This is a genomic window from Rhizobium rhizoryzae (assembly GCF_011046895.1).
Classification (GTDB): domain Bacteria; phylum Pseudomonadota; class Alphaproteobacteria; order Rhizobiales; family Rhizobiaceae; genus Neorhizobium; species Neorhizobium rhizoryzae.
In genome coordinates, this window is sequence record NZ_CP049250.1 from 625,208 (window position 1) to 638,618 (window position 13,411).

The window sequence follows — 13,411 nt, forward strand, 5'->3', positions numbered from 1 at the left end:
GGCGGAGTTGCTCCCGCCGGGCTTTTTACCTCAAATGGAGATGGTTCAGCCGCCGAAGCGGCCAGCGTCAGCGCCATAGTAATTGATATAGCGGCCGGAGATCGATTCGATCGGCAGTACGATCAGCACATCCGTCGTGTTGAAGGCCTGATCGACAACAGCGCCATTGCCGACCATGGCACCCAATCTCAGATAGCCCTTGATCAAGGGCGGCATGGACATCAGCGCATGCTTGGCGTTGATCGCTTCCTGCGGCATCAAATCCATGGTGTTGAACAGTTCTTCACGGGCAGACACTGCCCACTCACCTTTGGCGCCAACAGAATGATGCAGAAATGACAGGGCCAATGCATGGCTTTCCGGGCTGGTGCCGGGGAAGGATGCGCAGCCGAACATCGCATGGATGCCGTGTCGCAGAGCGTAGGCCCAATTGCCCTGCCAAAGAAGTTCCACTGTACGCTTGGTGCGGTAATGCGGCAAAACGCAAGAGCGACCAAGTTCCATGAATTGCTTGCTCGGGTGACGTGCGAGAAGCGGGGCGATCTCATATTCGCTCGCGGAATAGAACCCGCCATTGGCAAGGGCTACCTCCTGCCGCAGAAGGCGGTACGTGCCAACGATCTGCTCCTCCGGCTCGCCGGTCAGGGCCGTATCGACGACGAGAAGATGGTCGCAAAAATCGTCGTAGATATCGAAATCACGCTTGAGATCCATTGCTTCCGGAGAAAGGGTTGCGCCCATTTCCTCGACGAAGACCCTGTAGCGGATAGATTGTGCCGCCTGGATTTCCTGAGAATTCCGCGCAAGTCGTGTTTCCATGCTCCCAATGCGGCCAAACACATCGGCAGGCAACAGCGATGCTGCAGGCTTCATAACCGTTGCAGGTGCGACTTCACGATTGAGCAGATCGATACTCATATTTCCCCGTTCCAGCAGCTGGAGCAAATCCCGAACTCCATAAAGCACCCTTCTGCGACAGGAAAGTGACATCACTAATTGTAGATATGATGAAGCATCTACACCAGAGAGTGGCATTGACTGTTGGCAATTTCAGGTCGGCTTGCGTCCGGTACGTCGCAGTACGGTATCGATTTCCGCGAGCAGTCGCCGCGGGTCTATCGGCTTTTGCAAAACACAACTTGCGCCACTCGCGATCACGCGCTCACGGATCAGTGGATCCGTCTCGCCAGAAAGCACGAGAACAGGCGCGTATTCGCCATTGGATAATGCTCGTTTCCTGATGAGGGGCAGAACATCGGCAAGATCCCCACCCGGCATATGCAGATCGGAGATAATGAGGTCGGTATGCCTGTCCGCAAGAGCGGCCTGCCGCAGACCTTCCAGATCTGTGACATGGTGAACGGTGCAGCCTGCCTTGCGCAGGATTGCCCCTACCATCATCGCGGACACCGGGTCATCCTCCGCCAGCAGCACGGAAAGTCCGGTCTCCAAACGCTTGCCTTCTGCAGATGGCACCACTTCAGCGGTCATCCGTCCGGCCATGCCGCCAAGGCGGCCGCGAAGGACATCGACCAGCGACTGCTCGCGCAACGGACGGATAAGCCAGGCATCGTAAGCATCCCAGCGCTGGCTACTGCGTTCCTCCGGACTAACGAGAAGGATACGCCGGATTTTCTGGGCAACGGGGCCGAGCAGATCAACACCCGGCACGCGATGATCGACGATCATATCGGTAAAGGCGAGGTTCTTGCGCGTGAGATTGGCGATTGCCCATTCTGCCTCTTCAGCAGATGCCGCATGTCGGCACCGACCACCAAGCGTCTCTATGGTCGAAATGATTGCCTGAGCTGCTGGGCCGTCCGGCGCCAGAAGTAGCACGTGCGATGACCGAAGCAGCAACATACGATCATTGCCACCAGAATTCATGTCCGCCGAAATGGCGGGTAGCTCGATCGTGAACGTGGTGCCGACGCCCTCTTCGCTCTCAACCGACAACCGGCCGCCGAATTCGCGCAGAATTCGCGATGAGATGGACAGGCCGAGACCGGTGCCGCCGCTTCGCTCGGCTGCGGTTCCCACCTGCTCGAATTCCTCAAAAATTCTCTCGCGTGCTTCGGCAGACATGCCGGGGCCAGTGTCTGCTACAGTGATGACCATTGCACGGCCATTCAGGCGGACACGGACGAGAACGCCGCCGAACTTCGTGAACTTGACCGCGTTACCGATGACATTGAACAGGACCTGCCGCAGACGCGCCGGATCAAAATCCATGAGATTCGGCACATCGAAGGCGACGGTTGCGCCCAGCTCAATACCTTTCTGATGCGCGCGTGGGGCAAGCATCTCGACAACGCTTTCCAGAAGCTGCCGGATATTTTCAGCTCGGCTGTTCAAACGAAACCGACCGGCCTCTATCGTGGAAAAGTCGAGAAGATCGTCCACCAGTTGCGCAAGGGCAGAACCGGCCTGGGAAATGCCAGCGATATAGTTTCTCTGTTCCGGAGTGAGCCCCGTCTGCTGGAGCAGATGGCTCATACCGAGAATGCCATTCAGGGGCGTGCGCAATTCGTGAACAACAGTCGCCAGTTGCCGATTTTTTGCACGGCTCGCTTCTTCGGCATGAAGACGCGCCTCTTCGCGGGCGTGTTCAAGGCGGCGGTCTTCCGTCACATCCCGCGCAGTTCCGAACACAAGATATTCCCCGCTGACGGAATCGCGGACAAGCACATCCTGCCAGCTTAAAACACGCACTTCGTGCTGTATGGATATCTCGATGTCGCGCGGGGAGGTCAGAGGCTGATTGGACAGTGGCAGACCCAGATCTTCAAGCGTACGATCTTCCGGCGCTTCGGTGCCGAGGACCTTCAGGAACGTCCTGTTCGTTGCAAGCACCACACCGTCGATACTTCGGACGACAGCCAGCGAGGACAGAAGCTCCTGGCTTTCCAAGAAGGCGCGCGGACCGGCGTCTACGAAATCATGATCGCTCGGTTGCCCAACCTGCAGAAACAGGCCATCCTCCCCGGCCGGCTTTGCCCGACTGAAGGTCGATCGCAGTCTCTCATGAAGGTCGGCGAGGTTGCGCATTGGCGGCACCTTATCACGCGATTACTTCCGATAGATTTACGATTACGAGGCTCGAACCGCTCAATTCGCCTTTTTGCGACTATGCAAAAGCTCGTCCAGGATCACGCAACCGGCCCCTACTGTAATGAAGCTGTCTGCGAGATTGAAGACCGCAAATGACCATGTTTCGGTATAGAACAGAATATAGTCGATGACATGGCCGTAAATGAAACGATCCAGAATGTTCCCGATTGCGCCGGCAATGATCAAGGCAAAGCCGGTATGGGCGAAAAATCGATCACTTGGTGTTCGCCGCCAAAGCCAGATCACGAAAGCGACGATGCAAAGCCGCATGGTGACGATGAACCACCCATCGAGATGATCCAGCATCGAGAACGCCACACCCAGATTGTAGGTGCGATAGAGAGCCAGATAAGGAATGACGTGCACGGCCTGCTGCAAGGGCAGATAGGCTTCAACGGCCACCTTTATGATCTGGTCTGTCAGGACTGCAAGAACGATGAAGGCAAAGATCGGTGCCGGACGCGAGAAAAGGGTTGGCTTCAGGTCCGCTACGGTCATCGTGCCTCCAGGCTCAGAAAGTTTCGGCGCGCTTCGTACAGCATGACCGCTGTCGCAACGGCAAGATTGAGACTGTCGGCTCGTCCAGCCTGCGGTATCCGCGCCAGCCGGTCTGCTGCCTTAGCCAACTGTTCCGGAAGACCGCTCTGCTCGTTCCCCATCAACAGAATTGTCGGCTTTTTCGCATAATCGATGGTGCGGTAGTCGACAGAGCCTGCCAGGTGAGTGGCCACGATCTGACCACCTGACTGTTTCGCCCAGCCCACGAACTCGTCCGCACTTGCGCGATAGACCGGCATTGCAAAGACAGACCCCATCGTGGCACGGACCGTTTCCAGCGAGAAGGGATCCGTGCAGTCACCGACGAGGATTACGCCAGATGCACCGGCCGCATCGGCGGTGCGAATGATGGTCCCCAGATTGCCAGGATCGCGGACACGATCAAGCGCAACAAAGGTCTGCCCTTTTTCAAGCGAAAGATGACCAAGGTTTTTCCACTGCTGCTCGAAGACGCCAACGACCATTTGCGGATTGTCGCGTCGCGTAATGCTGGACAGAACTTTCTCGCTGACCTCCAGAACCAGACCGCCGCGCGCAACTGTTCTGGCTGCGACCTGTTCGACCAGCGGTTTTCCCTTCGCAGCCTTCGCATAAACCAGGGTGCGGATTTCCCATCCCAGCTCGACCGCATCAATGATCAGCTTGAGGCCTTCAGCAAGGAAAGTCCCGCTTTCTTCGCGCTCCTTTTTGGAGGTCAGTCCCTTGATATCCTTGACAATCGGGTTGGTCAGGCTGGTGACTTCCTTGACCTGACCGACACGCCGCGCGCCGGGCTTACGATATTCATCACTCATTGACGCACCCACCGGCTAAACAAGGACGTAGACAAGGCCCGGGCCGGTTCTCGTCCATCGAGACCCGCCTCGCGAATGACAAGCTCGCCTGATTCCACCGCGCCGCCTGCGCCGCGCATCGTTTCGCGCATCAATTCATGGATGGAATAGAAACTGGCGCGGATCGAATAGGCGGTCAGCACAAGTCCGATTGCCTTTGGCGACAGGATTTCGCGGCAGACATCCAGCATCAGCGGCAGTTGCTCGAACAGGTGAAAGACCTCGCCATTGGGACCACGGCCAAATTTCGGCGGGTCGGCGAGGATGATGTCATATTGATTACCGCGACGCTCCTCACGAAGAATGAACTTCATGGCATCCTCGCAGATCCAGCGTATCGGCGCACGTTCCAGCCGGGCAAGCGCCTGGTTTTCCCGCGCCCATCCGATGGCCTTCTTCGAGGCATCGACATGCGTGACTTCGGCACCAGCAGCGGCGGCAACCAGAGAAGCGACACCCGTATAACCGAAAAGGTTCAAGACCTTGATGGGGCGATCGGCCTTCTCCGCCTGCTCCTTGACCCAGGACCAGTGAACGATCTGTTCCGGAAAGACTCCTACGTGACGGAAGGAGGTGAAGCGACCAAGGAAATCGACATCCAGGAGAGACATAGGCCATGTTTCACCAAGGGCCGCCTTTGGAAATCGCCAGCGTCCCATGCCGTCTTCATCAGTGTCCCCGGTAAAGATGGCATCGACATTCTCCCACACGCTCTCGGAAAGGCCAGGCTGCCAAAGCGCCTGCGCTTCCGGTCGAACGATCCGGTAAGGGCCATATTGTTCCAGCTTGAGGCCCGCTCCACTATCGATCAGATAAAAATCCCCTGCCCCGGTCGATTCCAGAATGACTGGCACGCGCTCCCGCGGCAATTCGCCTTTGCGCTTGATGAGCGGGCGCGTTTCGGCCACCGGAACGGCAACACCTTCTGGTTTCGCATTGTCCCGCGGAGGCTTGCGTTGCGGATGATCAGCCCTCGCCGACTTCGGCGCCTGCGATCCTGCGGCCGCAGGCTTCCCGCCCGGGCTTCGCTTTTGCCCGCGATCTTGTGTATTTTTTTGCGTGGACCGATCCGGCCGCTGCGGTTTCTTGTTCAAGAGAGGTCTTCCGCTGTGATCAAACTGTTTCCGCAGCAAATAGCATCGGCATTGCTCTTGGCAAAGCGCTTTCCCTTCTGCGACAAAGCAAGCTAATATGAGTTTGTCGAATGCTGGCTTGGGAGGGTCGGATGGAGATCAGTGGAGAAGAACGTATTGCCGCACCGCGTGACGTTGTGTGGGCTGCTCTCAACAATCCGGATATTCTCCGCCAGTGTATTCCCGGCTGCCAAACCCTGGAGCAAAAATCACCAACCGAACTGGCGGCGACGGTGAAACTGAAGATTGGCCCTGTTTCCGCCAGCTTCAACGGCGAGGTCACGCTATCCGACATCAACGCGCCCGAGAGCTATCGTATTTCCGGTGAAGGCAAAGGTGGAATCGCCGGGTTTGCCAAAGGCCATGCCGATGTTGTGCTGGAAGAGGACGGTGCGGATACGATCCTTCGCTACAAGGCAGATGCACAGGTCGGCGGCAAGCTTGCTCAACTGGGATCGCGCCTGATCGGGTCGACATCCCAGAAACTGGCGCAGCAATTCTTTGCAGACTTCAACGCGGTGTTGACGACACCTGCGGAAACCAGTCTGTAACTGCTTACATTCTGGAGCCCGGCAAAGCGACAGCGTTTGTTGAAGGTTTCGCAGGTGCAGAACCTGTCTGCTTTTCTCTAGCAATAGCTGCTCGCGCCTCCAGCCGGGCCTGCTTGCGGTACTTGCCTTGTGCAAACCATGTACCGACAGCGCCGATCAACATGCCTACCAGCAAAGCCAGAAAGAGCATGAGAAAGAGCGGACCGGTCACGGAGAGAACCGTATCGGAAGGCTGAAATGGGTTCAGCGCCAGCCTTACCGGCTCGCGATTGGCGACGCAGAGCACGATCAGCATGATGGCCAGCGGCACAAAAATCACGAAGCTGACGATCTTGCGGACTCGGTTCATGACATGCTCCCGATAACGTGCCTGGACTCAGGGCTGTTGCCTGATGACGTGAATTCACACCCTGCTCGAGGGGGTTGAGACGGTTCGAACTCTACCGGCTCTTCACGACCAGAGATTAGTGTTCAAAAGGTTGGTTTCAAGACAGGCCAACCCTGACAGGGGCAACTCAGTCTTCGTCTTCTTCGTCCACCAGATCAGGATTCAGGCGTTCGCGCAGCTCTTTGCCAGTCTTGAAAAACGGCACCCATTTTTCTTCTACGAAAACCGTATCGCCGGTGCGGGGGTTGCGTCCGGAGCGAGCCGGACGATTCTTGACGGAGAATGCACCAAAGCCGCGAAGCTCGACGCGGTTTCCGGCGGCAAGTGCGTCGGTGATTTCATCCAGAACGGCATTGACGATATTCTCGACATCACGGTGGTAGAGATGCGGATTGCGGGCCGCAACAATCTGCACCAGTTCGGATTTAATCACGACTTCCCCCTGAAATATTCTGAATTTTCAATCCTTACCAACCTGCCAAACGGAAACAAGACCGTCAAGGAACAACTTGGATCCGAGAAGGCCTTGGGCTTTTGATAGATCCGGGTCGAAGCCCAGGGCTGCGGCGATATAGGGCACAAAAGCACCGAGCCCCAGATAACCGGCCTCCTTGCGCTCTTTCCATTCGATGATCGGCAGATCCTTGGAGACGCCACGCGTGGCGAGGTAGGCACGAATTTCCGGGGTGCCGCCAAGCGTATCGACGAGCTTTACTTTCAAGGCCTGCCGCCCTGTGAAGATGGCACCGTTGGCGAGCTTGAGAACTTCCTCCCTTGGAAGCTTGCGTCGGTCTGCCACCAGATCCACGAACCAGTCATAGCTATCCATGATCATGCTTCTGATCATCGCCTTTGCCTCCTCCGGCGGAGCGTGGAATGGCGATGGCTCAGCCTTCATGGGAGCAGACTTGATCTCTTCAAGAGACACACCAAGCTTTTCGAGAAGATTCTGGATCTGCGGATACTGGAAGATGACACCGATCGAACCGGTAATGGAGCTCTCGCCCGCGACGATGGTATCGCCTGCGGACGCGATCATGTAGCCCGCCGAGGCGGCCAGGGTACGAACGTCGGAAACAACCGGCTTTTCGGCCGCGACGGCACGAATGGCCTTGAAGATCCGTTCACCGCCGAAAGTGGTGCCGCCAGGTGAAGAGATTGACACAACCAGGGCCTTGACCTGGGCGTTCTTGCGGATCGTTTCGAGCCTTTCGATCAGTTCGTCATCATCGGTGATCATACCGTCGATCTCGACCCGCGCCACATGCGGCCGTGCCGATCCCTCTCCGCCAACAACGCTGTAGAGCGAGAAACCGATAGCTACCAGCAGCAAAGCCGCAGCGATCCGCCAGAAAGTAAGCTTGCGTCGAAGTTGACGACGGTCCGCGATCGCCGACTGATCCATTAGAGTTCCCTTCATTAAGGCGTCTGTAGATGACTTATTTGCCATCCTCGCCGGAATAAGATTCTTCAATACACGAATTTGTGTCGAACGTTATTGTTTCTTGATGGATAAAAGCCATATTGGGAGACGATGTGGTGGGTCCGACGGTACGTCAGAGTACGACCTCCGACTGACACGGTATCAAAAGGTTTCCATGCTGCAAAAGCTTGCATCAAATCCCGAAGCTCCCCGTAACGACGGAGCAGCCACTGGCGCCTACCAGGCTGCCTTGGCCCATTCGCGTCGCGTGAAGCGGCTGCGTGTCCTGCTGCCGGTTGCTGCGCTGGCGATTTCCGCCCTCTTCATTGGAATCACGTTCATCCGGTCCTACCTGCCGGAGAATCTCACCGTTCAGAGCGCGCGCATCGAAAACGGCAAGATCGTCATGGAAAGCCCCGCGATCGCCGGTCGTAACGAAAGGGGCATCAGCTATTCCTTGACCGCCACCAGAGCGCTTCAGGATGTGACCGACCCGAACATGTTGTCACTGGAGAACGTGAAGGCGGCAATGCCGATGAGCGGCGACGTTATCGCGCGCGTTGTTGCGACCGCTGGCGTCTTCGATCGCTCGGCCGATCGGATGAATATGACGGCTCCCTTCGAGGTGAACCTCAGCAACGGCATCACTGCGAATTTCCAATCAGCGCGGCTGGATATTCCCGGCGGCTTCATGGAATCGACCGACCCGGTCAATATCAAAACAAACGACGCCGCCATTGTTGCGAAGTCGATGAAGATATCGGATAACGGCAAGACAATCACGTTCACGGGGCAGGTCCAGGTTAACCTGACGGGCTCCGCTCTCAAGCAACAAGACAACCAGAGCCCGGCCCAATGACACCTTGCCGTTCATCTTCTCTTCGTCTTACCTCCTGGCTGATCGCTGGCATCGCGCTTGCGGGCCTGACCGGCACTGCTTCAGCGCAGTCCACCTCCAAGCAGATGGACGGCATGAAGCTGTCCAATGACAAGCCGATCCAGATCCAGAGTGATCAGCTTGAAATCAAGGACAATGAGAAGAAGGCCTATTTCACCGGCAATGTCGAAGTCGTGCAGGGCACGACGACGATGAAGGCCATGAAAATGGTCGTCCAGTACAAAGGTGATCCTGCGGGCGGCTCTTCGGGTGGCTCAGGCGCCGCATCCGGCAAGCAGGATATCGACAAGATCTTTATCGACGGAAAAGTTGTACTGAACTCCGGCCAGCAGACGGCAACCGGCGATCAGGGCGAGTACGACATGGCTTCACAAATGCTGACCCTTACGGGCAAGCAGGTTGTGCTGACGGACGGCCCGAACGTGTTGACCGGGTGCAAGCTCGTGGTGCGCGTCGATTCCGGTGAGGCCAAGCTCGATAACTGTGGCAAGCGGATCCAGATCCTTCTCGATCCCAAATCCAAGCCGCAACAGTAAGGCGCACCCCTACTCCATGTCTCTCTTCTCCCGCTCCAAGGCGCCTGCGTCCGAGGGTTTTGACCCGAAGGACAAGGTTCGCTACGAAGGCACGCTGATCGCGCATAGCCTGTCGAAGACCTATGACACGCGACGTGTCGTGAACGGCGTTTCACTGATTGTACGACGTGGTGAGGCGGTCGGGCTTCTTGGTCCGAATGGGGCGGGCAAGACGACCTGCTTCTACATGATCACCGGGCTCGTCGGCGTCGACGAGGGCATGATCGCCATCAACGGCAATGATGTCACCCGCATGCCAATGTATCGCCGGGCTCGCTTGGGCGTTGGCTACCTGCCGCAGGAAGCATCGATCTTTCGCGGATTGACAGTCGAAGAAAACATCCGCGCCGTGCTTGAAGTGCACGAGCGCGACCGGCAGAAGCGCGAGCGCAAGCTCGACGAACTGCTGGAGGAATTCCACATCAGCCGATTGCGGAAGGCTCCGGCTGTGGCACTCTCTGGTGGCGAGAGACGGCGCCTTGAAATTGCCCGTGCACTGGCAACAGACCCGGCTTTCATGCTGCTGGACGAACCGTTTGCCGGCGTTGATCCGATTTCCGTGTCCGATATCCAGAATCTTGTGCGGCACCTGACGGCGCGTGGTATCGGCGTTTTGATCACGGACCACAATGTCCGTGAAACGCTCGGTCTCATCGACCGGGCCTACATTATCCATGCCGGTGAAGTTTTGACGCATGGACGGGCGGACGATATCGTCAACAATGCGGATGTTCGACGCCTTTATCTTGGCGACAAATTCCATCTCTGACAGCAAGCTGACGAGAATCTTTACCTCAAGCCTCGTCCATGCTTGACCAAACCTCCTAAAAAAGCAATTTTTGGGCCAGTTGGTCTCATCGTCTCCCAATTTCCATGCAATTGGGTGATCGGAGAGGTTTTGTAGGGAGTTCAGCGTCCGTTATGGCTTTATCTACCAGCCTGTTGCTGCGCCAAGCTCAATCTCTGGTCATGACACCGCAACTGATGCAGTCCATCCAGCTGCTTCAGATGACACACCTTGAGCTCAACCATTTCATTGCGCAGGAAGTCGAAAAGAATCCCCTGCTCGAATTCTCTCCATCTGATGGAGAAGCAAGCAATGACAGCTTCGAGAGTTTCGAGGCACCAGAGACAAGTGCCAACGAAGATAGCGGGCACTCCACCTCCAGCGATGGAGATGGGGACTGGTTCGATTCCGGTTCGAACGATCATGGACAGCTCAACGAGCGCCTCGACGCGAATTTCGAAAATGTATTTCCTGATGATGTAGCCGAGCGTCGGCCGGATGCACCTGAACTGATGGGGCAATGGAAGTCCATGCCCGGCGGTGAGGCTGGCGAGGGATATGATCTGGAGGATTTTGTTGCAGGCACTGTTTCCCTGCGAGACCATCTCTCCCAGCAAATCCCCTTTCTGCTGCATCAGGAAAGAGACCGGCTCATCGCGCAGCACTTGACAGACCTTCTCGATGAGAATGGCTATCTGCAGGGCGATACGTCAGAGGTCGCAGAGCGCCTTGGCACGACGCCAGCGCAGGTCGATGCCATCCTGAAGTCCTTGCAATTCCTCGATCCACCGGGAGTTTATGCACGCTCGCTCACCGAATGTCTCTCCATCCAGCTGGCTCAGAAGGATCGGCTGGATCCGGCTATGCAGGCACTTCTGGGAAATCTTGAACTTCTGGCCAAGCGGGATTTTGCGTCGCTCCGGCGCATCTGCGGGGTGGATGACGAGGATCTCATCGACATGCTGGCAGAGATCCGCGCGCTCAACCCGCGTCCGGGAAGCAGCTTCGAAAATGGCGGCTACGAGGCTATCCTCCCTGATGTGGTGGTGCGTGCCGGGACTGACGGAAGCTGGCTTGTCGAACTGAACCCAGATACTTTGCCGAGGGTGCTCGTCAACCAGACCTATTTTCAGTCGATTTCCAAGAAGGCGTCCAGACCGGGTGAGGACGCGAATTTCCTGTCCGAATGCCTTCAGAATGCAAACTGGCTCACACGCAGCCTGGACCAGCGCGCCAAGACGATCATGAAAGTGGCCTCCGAAATCGTCCGTCAGCAGGACGCATTCTTGCTCCACGGGGTCGATCATCTTCGTCCGCTGAACCTGAAGACCGTGGCCGAAGCCATCAAAATGCATGAGTCAACAGTCAGCCGGGTCACATCGAATAAATACATGCTGACCCCGCGCGGGCTTTTCGAGCTCAAATATTTTTTCACAGTTTCCATCAACTCGGCTGAAGGTGGAGACAATCATTCCGCTGAAGCCGTGCGTCATCGCATTCGCCAGATGATCGCGCAGGAGGCTCCGGAAGCAGTCCTGTCCGATGACGATATCGTCGCCATCCTGAAGAAATCAGGCGTCGAGCTGGCACGAAGAACCGTTGCCAAATATCGGGAATCCATGAACATTCCGAGCTCCGTTCAACGACGGCGCGAGAAGCGGGCTCTCGCCAAGATTGCCGCCTGTTGAGCTGGACGTGCCCCATCCCCAGGCTCGGGTAAACCTGAGCGAATCAGTTCACCAGACGCGAATCACAGCCAAGATGAACCTTGGCTTAAAGCATTTCTTGCTCACATAGCGCCGTTGACTTTCCTGAAATCGACCGCTAGAAGCCCGCCGCACGAATGAGAAAGGACGGCGGGAGCCGCATTTAACGGTCGATCAGGCCTATCGTTATCAAATCGGCGAAGTATCAGCAGAGACGCTTGGATGAGGGAGCCGCTTGGCGTAGACTGCCATGTGCAAGTCACGACAAGAAGGAAGGAATTCCATGAGTGTGCGTGTATCCGGAAAGCATATGGAAATCGGCGATTCGTTTAGACAGCGGATCGAGGGCCATATCGGGGAGGCGGTTACAAAATACTTCGACGGAGGATATTCGGGTCAGGTGATCGTGGAGAAATCCGGATCCCGATATACCTCGGACTGCAAGGTGCACCTGGACACCGGCATCGTGCTCCATGCCACAGGTGAAGCCAACGATCCGCAGGTTAGCTTCGATGCAGCATCGGAACGGATTGAAAAGCGCCTGCGCCGCTACAAGCGCAAGCTTCGCGACCACCATGCTGGGGCAACCCAGAACGGCTATGCAGAAATCGCCTACACGGTGATGGACGCGGTGTCGGAAGAGGAGGACGAGGTTCCGGATGACTTTGCTCCCACGATCGTGGCAGAAAGCTCCAAGCCTCTGAAGACAATGACCGTCGCAAGCGCCGTCATGGCGCTCGACATGACAGACGAACCCGTTCTGTTTTTCAGGAACCCTGGAAAACAGTTGAACATTGTGTACCGCCGCAACGACGGCAATATTGGCTGGATCGACGCCGCCAGTATCAAAGGATAGCCTGAAGGGAGTGCTTCGGCACTCCCATACCCCCCGGCGGGGGCAGAAGGATGGAAAGAATGGCGTTGGCAGATCTGCTGCAGCAAGATGCAATTATTCCTGCGCTCAAGGTCAATTCCAAGAAACAGCTTCTCCAGGAACTCGCCGTCAAGGCTGCAAAGCTGACGGGACTTCCAGAGCGCGAGATATTCGATGTCATCCTGCAGCGTGAGCGACTTGGCTCGACCGGTGTCGGCCACGGCATCGCCATTCCGCACGGCAAGCTTGGCAGTATTGGGGCAATCACGGGATTATTTGCCCGGCTTGAAACCCCGGTGGATTTCGAAGCGCTGGATGATGAACCGGTCGATCTGGTTTTCCTTCTTCTGGCACCCGAAGGCGCTGGAGCTGACCACCTCAAGGCACTCTCGCGCATTGCCCGGGTGCTGAGAGATCACGATCTTGTGGCAAAGCTGCGCGCCACCGATTCAGCGTCCGCCATCTATGCGTTTCTGAATCAGGAACAGGCGAACGCCGCCTGATTCACTTCCATCGCCTTGAAAGCAAAAAGGTCCGCCTCTTTCGAAGCGGACCTTTTTTCTTGATCAGAAAT

The 13,411-nt window shown here is 56.7% G+C and carries 15 protein-coding genes; 7 read left to right on the forward strand and 8 right to left on the reverse strand.

The features are described from left to right. Positions 1-45: 45 nt before the first annotated feature. From olsB to G6N80_RS09200, 5 genes are all read right to left on the reverse strand, one after another. On the reverse strand, positions 46-918 hold the full coding sequence (gene olsB / locus G6N80_RS09180; protein WP_062555189.1) for a l-ornithine N(alpha)-acyltransferase: 873 nt from the start codon (positions 916-918) through the stop codon (positions 46-48). 132 nt (positions 919-1,050) lie between these two features. Then, the gene (locus G6N80_RS09185) at positions 1,051-3,048 is read right to left on the reverse strand and encodes a hybrid sensor histidine kinase/response regulator (RefSeq protein WP_165133213.1); all 1,998 of its coding nucleotides are present in this window, start codon (positions 3,046-3,048) and stop codon (positions 1,051-1,053) included. A 60-nt stretch (positions 3,049-3,108) separates the two neighbouring features. Continuing rightward, positions 3,109-3,609, reverse strand: coding sequence for a signal peptidase II (lspA, locus tag G6N80_RS09190; RefSeq protein WP_062555187.1), 501 nt, complete (start codon positions 3,607-3,609; stop codon positions 3,109-3,111). Continuing rightward, entirely contained in the window at positions 3,606-4,463 is an 858-nt protein-coding gene (locus G6N80_RS09195; protein ID WP_062555186.1) for a TrmH family RNA methyltransferase, read from the reverse strand. Before G6N80_RS09195 ends, lspA begins: the two co-directional genes overlap by 4 nt. Beyond that, the gene (locus G6N80_RS09200) at positions 4,460-5,596 is read right to left on the reverse strand and encodes a class I SAM-dependent methyltransferase (RefSeq protein ID WP_165133216.1); all 1,137 of its coding nucleotides are present in this window, start codon (positions 5,594-5,596) and stop codon (positions 4,460-4,462) included. Before G6N80_RS09200 ends, G6N80_RS09195 begins: the two co-directional genes overlap by 4 nt. Before the next feature lie 131 nt (positions 5,597-5,727). Between G6N80_RS09200 and G6N80_RS09205 the strand changes: the two genes are divergently transcribed. Then, complete coding sequence (locus G6N80_RS09205; protein WP_062555184.1) at positions 5,728-6,186, forward strand: SRPBCC family protein; 459 nt, start codon at positions 5,728-5,730, stop codon at positions 6,184-6,186. A 4-nt stretch (positions 6,187-6,190) separates the two neighbouring features. On the opposite strand, the gene G6N80_RS09210 is transcribed toward G6N80_RS09205, so the two are convergent. From G6N80_RS09210 to sppA, 3 genes are all read right to left on the reverse strand, one after another. Then, positions 6,191-6,535 (reverse strand): DUF1049 domain-containing protein, encoded by a 345-nt coding sequence (locus G6N80_RS09210; RefSeq protein ID WP_165133219.1) that lies wholly within the window; start codon positions 6,533-6,535, stop codon positions 6,191-6,193. Positions 6,536-6,701: 166 nt separating this feature from the next. Beyond that, positions 6,702-7,007, reverse strand: a complete 306-nt coding sequence (locus G6N80_RS09215) for an integration host factor subunit beta (RefSeq protein WP_062555182.1) — start codon at positions 7,005-7,007, stop codon at positions 6,702-6,704. Between the two features lie 27 nt (positions 7,008-7,034). After that, entirely contained in the window at positions 7,035-7,979 is a 945-nt protein-coding gene (gene sppA / locus G6N80_RS09220; RefSeq protein ID WP_165133222.1) for a signal peptide peptidase SppA, read from the reverse strand. Between the two features lie 193 nt (positions 7,980-8,172). Between sppA and lptC the strand changes: the two genes are divergently transcribed. From lptC to ptsN, 6 genes are all read left to right on the forward strand, one after another. Then, positions 8,173-8,856, forward strand: coding sequence for an LPS export ABC transporter periplasmic protein LptC (lptC, locus tag G6N80_RS09225; protein ID WP_062555180.1), 684 nt, complete (start codon positions 8,173-8,175; stop codon positions 8,854-8,856). Further along, positions 8,853-9,431, forward strand: coding sequence for an LptA/OstA family protein (locus tag G6N80_RS09230; protein WP_062555179.1), 579 nt, complete (start codon positions 8,853-8,855; stop codon positions 9,429-9,431). Before lptC ends, G6N80_RS09230 begins: the two co-directional genes overlap by 4 nt. Positions 9,432-9,447: 16 nt before the next feature. Next, entirely contained in the window at positions 9,448-10,239 is a 792-nt protein-coding gene (gene lptB, locus G6N80_RS09235) for an LPS export ABC transporter ATP-binding protein (protein ID WP_062555178.1), read from the forward strand. Positions 10,240-10,391: 152 nt separating this feature from the next. Further along, positions 10,392-11,945, forward strand: a complete 1,554-nt coding sequence (gene rpoN, locus G6N80_RS09240; protein ID WP_165133225.1) for an RNA polymerase factor sigma-54 — start codon at positions 10,392-10,394, stop codon at positions 11,943-11,945. Between the two features lie 301 nt (positions 11,946-12,246). Continuing rightward, positions 12,247-12,819, forward strand: a complete 573-nt coding sequence (gene hpf, locus G6N80_RS09245; protein WP_062555176.1) for a ribosome hibernation-promoting factor, HPF/YfiA family — start codon at positions 12,247-12,249, stop codon at positions 12,817-12,819. Between the two features lie 59 nt (positions 12,820-12,878). Then, the gene (gene ptsN / locus G6N80_RS09250) at positions 12,879-13,340 is read left to right on the forward strand and encodes a PTS IIA-like nitrogen regulatory protein PtsN (protein WP_062555473.1); all 462 of its coding nucleotides are present in this window, start codon (positions 12,879-12,881) and stop codon (positions 13,338-13,340) included. The last annotated feature ends 71 nt before the right edge of the window (positions 13,341-13,411 follow it).

Excerpts from the sequence above, each read along its gene's own strand:
- olsB (WP_062555189.1), bottom strand. The coding sequence starts at position 918 with ATGAGTATCGATCTGCTCAATCGTGAAGTCGCACCTGCAACGGTTATG.
- G6N80_RS09185 (WP_165133213.1), bottom strand. The coding sequence starts at position 3,048 with ATGCGCAACCTCGCCGACCTTCATGAGAGACTGCGATCGACCTTCAGT.
- lspA (WP_062555187.1), bottom strand. The coding sequence starts at position 3,609 with ATGACCGTAGCGGACCTGAAGCCAACCCTTTTCTCGCGTCCGGCACCG.
- G6N80_RS09195 (WP_062555186.1), bottom strand. The coding sequence starts at position 4,463 with ATGAGTGATGAATATCGTAAGCCCGGCGCGCGGCGTGTCGGTCAGGTC.
- G6N80_RS09205 (WP_062555184.1), top strand. The coding sequence starts at position 5,728 with ATGGAGATCAGTGGAGAAGAACGTATTGCCGCACCGCGTGACGTTGTG.
- G6N80_RS09210 (WP_165133219.1), bottom strand. The coding sequence starts at position 6,535 with ATGAACCGAGTCCGCAAGATCGTCAGCTTCGTGATTTTTGTGCCGCTG.
- sppA (WP_165133222.1), bottom strand. The coding sequence starts at position 7,979 with ATGGATCAGTCGGCGATCGCGGACCGTCGTCAACTTCGACGCAAGCTT.
- lptC (WP_062555180.1), top strand. The coding sequence starts at position 8,173 with ATGCTGCAAAAGCTTGCATCAAATCCCGAAGCTCCCCGTAACGACGGA.
- G6N80_RS09230 (WP_062555179.1), top strand. The coding sequence starts at position 8,853 with ATGACACCTTGCCGTTCATCTTCTCTTCGTCTTACCTCCTGGCTGATC.
- lptB (WP_062555178.1), top strand. The coding sequence starts at position 9,448 with ATGTCTCTCTTCTCCCGCTCCAAGGCGCCTGCGTCCGAGGGTTTTGAC.
- rpoN (WP_165133225.1), top strand. The coding sequence starts at position 10,392 with ATGGCTTTATCTACCAGCCTGTTGCTGCGCCAAGCTCAATCTCTGGTC.
- hpf (WP_062555176.1), top strand. The coding sequence starts at position 12,247 with ATGAGTGTGCGTGTATCCGGAAAGCATATGGAAATCGGCGATTCGTTT.
- ptsN (WP_062555473.1), top strand. The coding sequence starts at position 12,879 with ATGGCGTTGGCAGATCTGCTGCAGCAAGATGCAATTATTCCTGCGCTC.